The sequence below is a fragment of the Vibrio thalassae genome, assembly GCF_900089835.1.
In the GTDB taxonomy this organism is placed as follows: domain Bacteria; phylum Pseudomonadota; class Gammaproteobacteria; order Enterobacterales; family Vibrionaceae; genus Vibrio; species Vibrio thalassae.
The window spans coordinates 15,953-27,602 of the sequence record NZ_OANU01000033.1 but is presented as its reverse complement, the minus strand read 5'-3'; the positions used below and the strand labels follow the sequence as shown (position 1 = coordinate 27,602).

Sequence of the window (11,650 nt, the reverse complement as noted above, 5' to 3'; positions counted from 1 at the left end):
GACGAACGGCACGGGAATAGGCATCAATGGTAGCAGGTCGTTTACCTTGCAGCTTAAGATTGGTAAGGTGTTGTTCATAAAGAGAATGATAGCGATTGAGTTCATTGGGTGTCATGGTATTTACTCCTGTCTATCCCATCGGGTGATGGGGTATCAGAAGTATGGCGTTTATGTGCTTTACTCTGCCGCGCAGCGGCTTCGTTCAACAAGAAAGCCAAGCATTTAGCTTGGCTTTCTTGTATCTGGTGTTTAGCGTTTCTATCTACTTTTAACAAGCAGAATCCTCTCTGCCAAGTCCTTTATGTCAGTATACAAAGTGAATAGATAGGCATGCTCTATTCATTGGCAAGCTGTTGACTACTATGCTGGTGGGCACAAGTGGGCACGGTTGTGCCCACTTGTGCCCAAAATATTCCACTCAACCCACAGATTTTTGCGTCTCAGTTTGTGCCCATAATTATGATGGGAGTCATGTTTGTTGAGAGAATTAAAATTGCCGTGCAGTGTTTTATCCCAGCTCTAACAAGCTTACTGGGTTAGGTATGCCTGAAATTTGTCATATTAACTAAATTATTAACTAATTTTAAAAACATAGCCTATGGTTATTATTATAGTGGGCTCAAAATTCATTTAATGTAAAATGTAGCGTTAAGGTAACTTGTTGTTTAATAAAGCTATTATTCAGTATGTTTACTTGCATAGCGAGGAGAATACAATGCTAGCTCCGATTAAATAACAATGAAGTTAGCTGAACCATTCGTATTATGGGGATAATATTTTGCTCAGATTTTTATTTAAAACGGCAATGCTAGCGGTCCTAGTTCTTGGTATGGCGTTTAAAGCGTATGCCCAAGACGTCAGTTTGACATACACCCAGCCCTTTGCGGCAGGCACTGAAGTCGGTTTAAACCCGGGTGATGAACTAAGATATGGTCACTGGCAAATCGATTGGTATAAAACGGACGGAAACAGTGAGCAGTTATTGAGCAGTAATAGTCCCACAATACAGCTCAACGACAATAATATGAACGCAGGTGAGCGCATATTTGCAAGACTCACATCAGGCAGCATCATAATAAAGTCAACGGAAACGCCAGCATATCAAACAGCAACAGCTTTCCAATATAACATCCTCAGCGCTCATGATATAAGATTCCCCATTATTGAAAATGGGGAAACGATCACGATTACCTCAACCAGCTTGCAGATAAATGGTATTGCGGTAAACCGCAATGTGACATATCGATGGTTCGGTACTAATTCAGCAAGTGACTTAGGTGAGCCGTACAATAATGTTAACTCACCGATTAATCTGGCAAATACGACAAACAGTTATACCGTCGATAGTAGCAATGGTGCTCGCTATAATGCAGTGGAAATTGCGTTTGTCGATAATAACACGACTATCACCAAAGTCCTGTATTTTGACACTTCTGTCGCTCGTTTACCCTTGTCAGAAACTAATTACAAAGTATTTGAAGACATCATGCTCAATCAGTTAGCTTTAAAAAGCAGTTTAGAGTTATGGCTTGATGTGAATGACTCTAGCACACTGTTTACTGATACAGCATGTAACACACCAGCAAGCGATGGCGATGAGGTAGCATGTTGGATGGATAAGTCTGGGCTGGATAGGCATGTTTACGACATGAATTATACTGGCCCAGGAGGCCTTGCCATACCGACTGCTAAGAAGGATTTTGGGCGACCCGTGTATAACGCATCATCAGTGATGTTTAAAGGTTTTGCCTCACTCGATTTTGAAAGCACAGAATTTGATGCATTAGTGCACAAGCTAGATGCTAGTGATGAATGGTTCGATAATTTTACGCTGATCCAAATCTTAGGATATACAGAAGTCGCCAAGGATTGGTATTCAACCATTGCAACAAGGACCGTTGCAGCTGGAGGCAACACGTGGCCAAATGAACCAAATATGTCGCTACAAATACACCAGAGAGGAGGTAAGTATGCAACCAGCTGGCGTGCGTGGGGGCCTAATGTTGGCGGTACTGGTGCTGACTACAGCGGGGATTTTGGGGATTGGCAACAAAATGTGTCTCAAGTGCTTGAGTTAAGAAATTCGTGTATGCCAATTCCAAACGCAAACCCTATGCCGGCAAATCGTCAGTTGTGTACACAAAACCTATACCGAGAAGGTGAGTTGGTTGACACAAACAGTTTAGACATCAGTGCTGATTCGCTTCTCTTTAGTGAGTACGGTATTAATAAAAACCGTGGTGGTAGTTTAACTCCGACAGCCTCTCATAGTGAGGTGTTACTGTTTAGAAAAGCGCTTTCGGGTTGTGAAGCATTTGTCGTTGGTCGTTACATTGGTTTAAAACTCACACGTGCGATAGGACGGATTCCACAAAGTCAGACTGGCACAGGTTATACCAACGATATGGAAGTATTGGGTTACAACGCATCAGCATCAACTGATTGTAATCAAGATTTTTTTGTTGATGTCGGAGCATCCAGCTTTTTACAATTGGGCTTTAACCCTTATTCACCTGCTGACAGTGACTATGATTTAATTAACAAGAAGGAGTTTTTGTTGTTTGGGCACGATGACGGAGATTTTTCAGACATACAGACGAGTCCGAGCGCAACATTACCACCTACTCCATCAGGCTCAACGATCAACAGCTTTGTGGAAAGAAAATGGCAAGTTGAGTTTGAAAGCCCCAATAACGCACCAGCCCCAATTAAACAGATAACATTGGTATTTAATACGGTTGGCTTAGCTTTACAATTATCCAATGTATCCTATGCCAATCCATATTTGCTGATCCAACGTGGAACACAGTCGTTAGAAGTTGACGGTCGATATTCAGGTAATAATACCATCACATTCGATCAAGTCGATCTAGAACATGATGATATTGTGCAACTAACTTTCGATCTTAACCAACCGAACCGAGCACCGACTTCAGCGGACGTATCGATTTATGGTCAATCACCTTTTAGCTTTAGTGCCAGCGATTTTAGTTATAGCGACCTTGATGGCGATGATTTTTACCGCGTTCGAATAACCAGTGTACCGAGTGAAGGTCAATTAACATTTAATGGCACTATTGTTAATAATGGTGATGAGGTATTAATCAGCGACATTGCCGATCTGGTTTACAGTTTTGATCGCAGCGATTCCATGCCCCAAAATATGACTTACGAAGTGTCAGATGGTATGGGGTGGTCTAGCCCTCATACCTTTACTTTCAATAGTTATGAGTTTTTCCAACAAATATCACCGACGTTGAATCAATATCGAATCGGCGATGAGCTAGAGGTTACGACACGTGTTGAAATTAACCGAGTGGAACAGCCCATGGCACAAGTTGATTACATCTGGTGGGCTGTTAGTTCAGTAAACGATACAAATAGCGAATACAGTTCACGTTTCCCTCAGCTAAGTACCGGCACCCGCTTGACCGTCAATAATGATCAATTTGGTCAATATCTCATGGTACAAAGCAGTTACACCAATGGGTCTGGAGAAACCATCACAGAGCTGAGAAACTTAGGTCAAGTAGGCGCACTTCAGCCTGATACAAGACCAAATCGACCTTGGCCTAGGCAAATGCAGACTAATAGTCAATATGTCTATGACGGGTTGACTATTTCACCATCATTAGTGATAGGAAGTGGTGAAATCAACCCACCGTTAGTCCAATATTGTTACTACAACAATGATACTGATGCGGTGCTACAGGCTTGTGGAAACAATGGTACGTTTGCTGTTGATAGTACAAGCAGTAGTCTTACCATTCGCGTTGAAGCGATCATGTCTGATCCAAGCAATACGAACATCGAAAATCAAACATTGTCTACGATATTGACGCCATTGGACAGTAATATCGATCTGAGTCAACCTGTCATTCAACCCTCGCTTAGGTTGATGCCTGGGGTGACCGTCAATGTAGAACCGCCAACGCGTTTTGCAGGCAATACTGTTGTATATCAATGGTATCGTTACCAAAATGGGCAATACACAGCTATAGGACAAGATCAAAATAGTTATACTGTGACCTTTGATGACATCGGTTTTCAACTCGTGCTACAAGTGGCGGTTGATGATAATGGCACGAATGTATTCTTGACCTCTGGAGCGACGGCAACTGTTAATTTAATAAGTGAGATTGCTCTTCTCCATGAAAGGCCGCTAAGTGAACAAGATGAAATTGGAATAGTCGATCCTAATGCGTTAGAGAATGATATTACTTCATTGATTAACTTGAATGCCAACTTAACCGCTAGTTATCAGTGGGAGGAAAGTAGTAATGGCGTGAATTGGATGGCAATGGGAATGGCTGAATCAACCTATTCACGGCGCCAAAGTCTCAATGCAGGTCAATATTATCGGCTGAAGGTCAATATGTCAGAGCCTGGCTTTGGAGGCATGGGAGTTGGCACGACGTACAGCGCATACAGTAATGTAAGTTCACAAGTCCAAAGTACCTTAGGTAATATTGATTATGACATTAACATTGACGCACTCGAGACACCGACAAAAAATATCGAATATCGCGTATATAGCGAATTGACGACGGCGAGTGGGCAAGCCAGTTATAGTACACGACGTCATAACTGGTATAGAGTCAATCAAGGAGGCAGCTTAACACCGTTATCGACACAAGCGGTGTATCGCCCGGTTAGCGATGACATTGGTTTGGCCCTGCGTGTGACCATAGGGTATTACGATACGAATAATGCGTTACTGAGCGAGATCACACTCGATACTCCGGCGGTGATGCCAGCACCGAGCAGCACCGCCCTCATCGACACCATCAATGCGTTAACGGGCACGCTAACACCCACTGAGCTCAGTGTCGGTATGCCAGTGAGCTTGAGTACCGCCGATGTAACCACCTTAGCGAACAGTGGACTTGATGTGGCCTATCAATGGCAGCAAGGTACGTTGGGGGGGAGTTGGAATGATATTACGGATGCTGAATTAAGCAGCTATAGTACGCAAAACAGTGATGTGGGCAGCGCGCTGACATTGTGCTTAACCCTTACTGAGGGGAGCGAGAGCCAGAGCGTGTGTACCGATCCAACCAATATCGTGACCGATAATGCCAGTGGTTATACCTTGCGTACGCTCTATTTGCGCTTAGACAGTAGTACCGACACCTTATCGCTGATCAACGATTCACAAATTTGGCTGAATAACTTACTGACCACTGAGAACTTGAGCGCCAGCTATCAATGGCATCGTGTACCTGAGAGCGGCAGTGTTGATTCTGGTGGAACAGCCATCGGCTCGGCCACCTCTAGCTACGCCGATTATGTGTTAACGGCCGATGATGACAATTATCGTCATGCACTGCGTGTTACGCTCAGTAATGGTGATGAAGTCAACAGTGATCTCAGCAGCGAGTGGGGCGGGGCCGGCAGCACCAGCACCAACCCCGATGGTACTTTCCAAGACTTGTACTTAGATGTTGTGCGCATTGAAGGGGGCGCCACGCCTTATGTTGTGGGAGATACCTTAACCGCGCGTATGAGTGGCAGCACCGCATCGAACTCACAGCTCCCCGATAGCGTTAACTATCAATGGCAACAATTTAATGCCATGGCGACCCCGCAATGGCAACCTATTTCTGGTGCGACCGGCAGCAGTTATACGGTGGCGATGTTAATGGCCCCAACACAAGTGCGAGTCGTCGCGACACCAATGGTCAATAACGCCGCGCTCACCGCTCGCATTGCCAGCGCCGTTGAGGTTCAAGTTTCTGCGCCTGAGCGTCTGAGTATTGAGATGGTGCCAAGTCTGTCGCCGATCCCTCAAAATGAGATCTTGGGCGTCACGGTGCTTGAATCGCCAGTGAATGCGACGCTGAGCTACCAGTGGTACCGCCTACAAGTCCGTGTTGGCGAGGTAGATAGTTGGCCGGCCAGCAGCGCCATCACTGGAGCAACGGGGGCTAACTATCAGGTGCAAGCCGCGGATCAAGACGGTTATATTGGGGTGCGTGTCAGTGAAAGCGGCTCAAATTTGCAGGCCGGCGTGTTGTCGGCTGGGCGTGTGGCCACCGCGACGACTGGTGACACCTTGAGTCTGGTGGCGAGCATCAGCACCGCCCCCGTGTATGAAGACTCAGTGGCACAGTACCAAGGGCAGTTACTGCGTAATAATGTGATTGATACTAACGCGACGCTGGATGCAAGCTGGTATGTGGTCGATGATCCTGCACAAGTAAATGCGCCCGAAACGTGGGGTACGGCGTTGACACCGCCGCTATCGAACACCAGTTTACAAGGGCAGTCTGGACGCTACTTATTATTGGTGCTGAGTTACACGGAAAATGGCCAAACGCAAGTGCGCAGCACTGACGTCAGTGACGCGATCGAAGCGGCGCTGCCAACCAGCGATCGTGATACGTTAGCCAGTTGGTACCAAGGGGTGTTGATCACGCCAGACTCTCCAGCCAGTTTAGTCTCTTCGCCGTCCCTTGAGCCAACCGATGGGTCACAAACGGTGTCACACGAGGACAACGGCTACACCGTGAGCTATCAATACCGCAGTGAGCAGGCACCGGCGCAAAGCTACAACAGCATTGCCGATCTGCTCAGCGATCACCCCACGACTACCCGCTTAACGGTCAGCGCCACCCAAAATGAAATCGGAGGTACGTTGAGCCAACAGCTAGGGCCGATCACCGTGCCCTTTAGTAATGGCACCTCAATGACCCCTGGCGTATTGGACATCACCGCCCCGTTATTGTCATACTCACAACCGCGCCTATTAGATACCGACAGCATTACGCTCATCAACCTCGTGACAGTTGAAAGCGAGATCGCAGAGCGCTTAGGAGCGAATCAAGGCTTGAGTGTCAGCTATCAATGGCAATCTCAGGATGTGAACGCAGCAGGCATATGGAGCGATGTGGTGGGCGCTCAAGGTAGCACATTCTCAGCGTTATCGTCGCTGAATGTGGATAACTCTTATCGCTTACTCATTACGCTCAGCGATAGCAATAACAACGCGGTGAGCATGACCAGTGACACCAGTACGGTCGTGGAAAGCGCCACAGGCGTAGTGGACTATGACATTGTCTATGAGTCACTCAGTCCCCCTCAAGTCTCTGTCAATTATGCGATAACGTCTGAGCTCAGAAGTCACCAAGCCACAACCAGTTATGCGAGCCGTCGCCATGCCTGGTCACGTGTGGCCAGTGATGGCAGCTTAACACCGTTATCGACACAAGCGGTGTATCCCCCGGTTACCGATGACATTGGGTTGGCCCTGCGTGTGACCATAGGGTATTACGATACGAATAATGCGTTACTGAGCGAGATCACACTCGATACCGCAGCGGTGATGCCAGCGCCGAGCAGCACCGGCCTCATCGACACCATCAATGCGTTAACGGGCACGCTAACACCCACTGAGCTCAGTGTCGGTATGCAAGTGAGCTTGAGTACCGCCGATGTAACCACCTTAGCGAACAGTGGACTTGATGTGGCCTATCAATGGCAGCAAGGTACGTTGGGGGGGAGTTGGAATGATATTACGGATGCTGAATTAAGCAGCTACAGCGCGCAAAACAGTGATGTGGGCAGTGCACTGCAACTGTGCATCACGTTAACGGATACGACATTGATGCAAAGCGGCATCATATGCGCAGATCCAACCAATATTGTGACCGATAATGCCAGTGGTTATACCTTGCGTACGCTCTATTTGCGCTTAGACAGTAGTACCGACACCTTATCGCTGATCAACGATTCACAAGTTTGGCTGAACAACTTACTGACCACCGAGAATTTGAGCGCCAGCTATCAATGGTATCGTGTACCAGAGAGCGGCAGTGTTGATTCTGGTGGAACAGCCATCGGCTCGGCCACGTCTAGCTACGCCGATTATGTGTTAACGTCTGATGATAACAATTATCGTCATGCACTGCGTGTTACGCTCAGTAATGGTGATGAAGTCAACAGTGATCTCAGCAGCGAGTGGGTTGGTGCCGGCAGCACCGGCACCAACTCCGATGGCACCTTCCAAGACTTGTACTTAGATATTGTGCGCATTGAAGGGGGCGCCACGCCTTATGTTGTGGGAGATACCTTAACCGCGCGTATGAGTGGCAGCACCGCATCGAACTCACAGATCCCCGACAGCGTTAACTATCAATGGCAACAATTTAATGCCATGGCGACCCCGCAATGGCAACCTATTCCTGGCGCGATCGGCAGCACTCATACGGTGGCAATGTTGATGGCCCCAACACAAGTGCGAGTTGTCGCGACACCAATCGTCAATAGCGCCGCGCTCACCGCTCGGATTGCCAACGCCGTTGAGGTTCAAGTTTCTGCGCCTGAGCGTCTGAGTATTGAGATGGTGCCAAGTCTGTCGCCGATCCCTCAAAATGAGATCTTGGGCGTCACGGTGCTTGAGTCGCCAGCGAATGCGACGCTGAGCTACCAGTGGTACCGCCTACAAGGTCGTGTTGGCGAGGTGGATAGCTGGCCGGCCAGCAGCGCCATCACCGGAGAAACTGGGGCTAACTATCAGGTGCAAGCCGCGGATCAAGACCGTTATATTGGGGTGCGTGTCAGTGAGAGCGGCTCAAACCTGCAGACTGGCGTGTTGTCGGCTGCGCGAGTGGCCAGCGTCACGACCGGTGACAGCTTAAGTCTGGTGGCGAGCATCAGCACCGCCCCCGTGTATGAAGACTCAGTGGCACAGTACCAAGGGCAGTTACTGCGTAACAATGCGATTGACACCAACGCGACGCTGGATGCGAGCTGGTATGTGGTCGATGATCCTGCACAAGTGACTGCGCCCGAAACGTGGGGCACGGCGTTGACACTGCCGCTATCGAACACCAGTTTACAAGGGCAGTCTGGACGCTACTTATTATTGGTGCTGAGTTACACGGAAAATGGCCAAACGCAAGTGCGCAGTACCGACGTCAGTGACGCGATTGCATTGGGTAATACACCAGAGGAGATTAGACAGTGGTTTAGTCAAATTAACATTGAACCTGCTCAGCCAGTTACCAGTGACTCAGTCGTTAGTGTTATTGCGAATAATAATCTTGAGAATACGGCACCAGAAGATGGTATCTATCAAATAAGCTATTTATTCGTCAGTGATTTAGCACCTAATCAAACATTTACTAGCCTTATTGATATGGAGGCCGCTTATCCCGATACAAATAATGTGAGAGTGATTGCCCATCAAGTGAGTATCCAAAATCTGAATATAGTGAGAACATTGAATAGCAAAACCCATACTTTTGCTCTCGCTCATGACCTCGATGGTGATGGTATTTTGAATGAATGGGATGACGATATTGACGGTGATGGAGTCGTAAATACATTGGATGCGTTCCCTGAAAATATTGAGATTAGCCCAGATATTGATGGTGATGGAGAACCCGATAGTTTGGATGACAAAGCTATTACTCAAATAGACATTAGTGGCGACGATATCTATAACATTGACAGTAATCAAATGGTGAAATTTGTACCGTTAACATTAAGTAATGGTGGTACATTAACCAGTTCTAATGCATTAGTTGGGCGAGTTTCTATTGTTGATAATACATTGTTATATCAAGCATCAGACTCTATGCCACAACAAATGTATATAGAATATACTTGGGTTAATGACAGCGGGGAAACGATGGCAGACTATCTATTATTGATCTCTAATGATGTAGATCCAAACGCCCCTCGCTTTGATGACGTCAAACCGCGTGATATTTCTGCAACGAGCCTTTTCACCCCAATCGCAAGCCTACCTCCAACAGCTAAAGATGTATTGGGTAACCCACTCCCTGTTTCACTGCGAGATAATATACCCCGTTTACGTTCGGGTAATCACGTAGTTTATTGGGAAGCTACAGACCCTAATACACAGGCTACCCAGACTGTAGGGCAGCTATTCCGAGTATTTCCGCAAGTTAACTTTGAGCAGCGTACAGCTATTTACGAAAATAATAAGGCGCAAATTACGGTGCATTTAATGGGGGCCTCTCCTGTCTATCCTGTCTCAATTCCGATTGAGATTGCAAGCGAGCTAAGCAGTAGTGATTTTAACGATCATTCTTTGCAAGCCATGCAGACGATTACTATTGAGTCCGGTGTAAAAGGGGTGATCAACTTTGATGTATACGGTTCAGATGGCAATGAGGGAAGCGAAAGTTTAACAGTGGTGTTTAGTGAAGATGTAAATGCTGGATCTCATGATTCTTTAACTTTTACCCTATTGGAATCTGAGCCAATGCCTACTATTGATGCAAAAATCATCGACGCCAATGAGAAAGTACGTTCTTTAGTGTATCCCGAGTTAGTTGATGACTTGTATCTAACTGTCGACATATTTAAGCCTAACGAGTCGGTAAGCATCGAGATAGACTGGTATGTAATCTTTGAGGGAGATAAGCAATGGTTAGGTACCACGCTAGATACTGCTAAATTACCAGTGGATATTAGCGGTGAGTCGGGTCGTTACTACTTCGACTATCAAGGAAGAGTGTTAGATACAGATTTGCCCGAACTTAAAGGACGAGTATCGTTAAGGGTGATGGACACCATGGTGCTTACGTCTAATCAAGATAGTGATAATGATGGTATTGCTGATATGTATGAAGGGTTTCTTGATACTGATAACGATCTAATCCCTGACTTTTTAGACGCAGTCAACTCTTGTGAATTGCAAGCTATTGATAATGAAAAGGCACTCGGTGGTGGGTATGTGTTGCAATCGAGCCCAGGAAGTTGTATCCAGCTCGGAAATTTATCAGAAAAAGTAGGAACATACAGTCCATATATTAGCAATGAACAACGCAATATTATTAGCGCTGAAGATGCGGCTCTTTTACCCCCAGATATAGAATTCGAGGACACGTACACCGACAGTCACGTGACCAATTTTACCATTACCGAAGTATTTAATGATTCTATCTCTATTGTTTTACCTATGTTAAGACCATTAGTACCTGGTAGTTTTTATCGTAAATATACGGAGCGAGCAGGATGGTTTACTTTTGATGAAAGTGAAGAGGGTAGTAATTTACGTTATGCTCAAGGGGAATTGGGTTTTTGCCCACCTCCTGGTTCCGATGAATATCAAGAAACGATAATACTAGGAGGGTATTGTCTTGAGATAACGATCAAAGATGGGGGGATACATGACGGAGATGGTGAACGTAATGGACATATTGACGACCCAGGCTATATGGTTTTTGCACCAACCCCACTCGATATCCCAGGTTTTACTGTTGATGCTCAAGCCGTCTTCGATCCACAAACGGATAAAAAGGTATTACAATTTAATTTATGTGATTATATTACCGCTGTCGATTGCCAGAGTTTGTCTGTGAATAATGGTAATATCAATTCTGGCGGAGTAGTCACCAGTGTTAAGCAAGACATCACAATAACTATGCCAGTTTGGATCGATTTAATCGAAGTGCAATTAACAATTAACAATGGCGAATCAGTCACAATTGTTCCTGTACAGTTAGATCTCTCATTGCCAATATCAACGCTTACTGAACCTGAACGAAAGAATTTTGAAACTGTAGCAGGCGGTGGTGCATTGGCTTTATTTAATCTGTTGTTAATATGGCTATTGATCCGCACCAGAAGGTCTGAGAACGTAGTTAAGTGGTAAGTGTTCACCAAGCTCCTATTG

1 protein-coding gene and 1 pseudogene are annotated in these 11,650 nt (G+C 46.2%); one reads left to right on the top strand and one right to left on the bottom strand.

The window, feature by feature from the left end:
- Positions 1-115 (bottom strand): annotated as a pseudogene (locus VTH8203_RS25045) (integrase); the annotation flags it as partial.
- Between the two features lie 663 nt (positions 116-778).
- Between VTH8203_RS25045 and VTH8203_RS12180 the strand changes: the two are divergent.
- Positions 779-11,629 (top strand): hypothetical protein, encoded by a 10,851-nt coding sequence (locus tag VTH8203_RS12180; RefSeq protein ID WP_158296131.1) that lies wholly within the window; start codon positions 779-781, stop codon positions 11,627-11,629.
- The last annotated feature ends 21 nt before the right edge of the window (positions 11,630-11,650 follow it).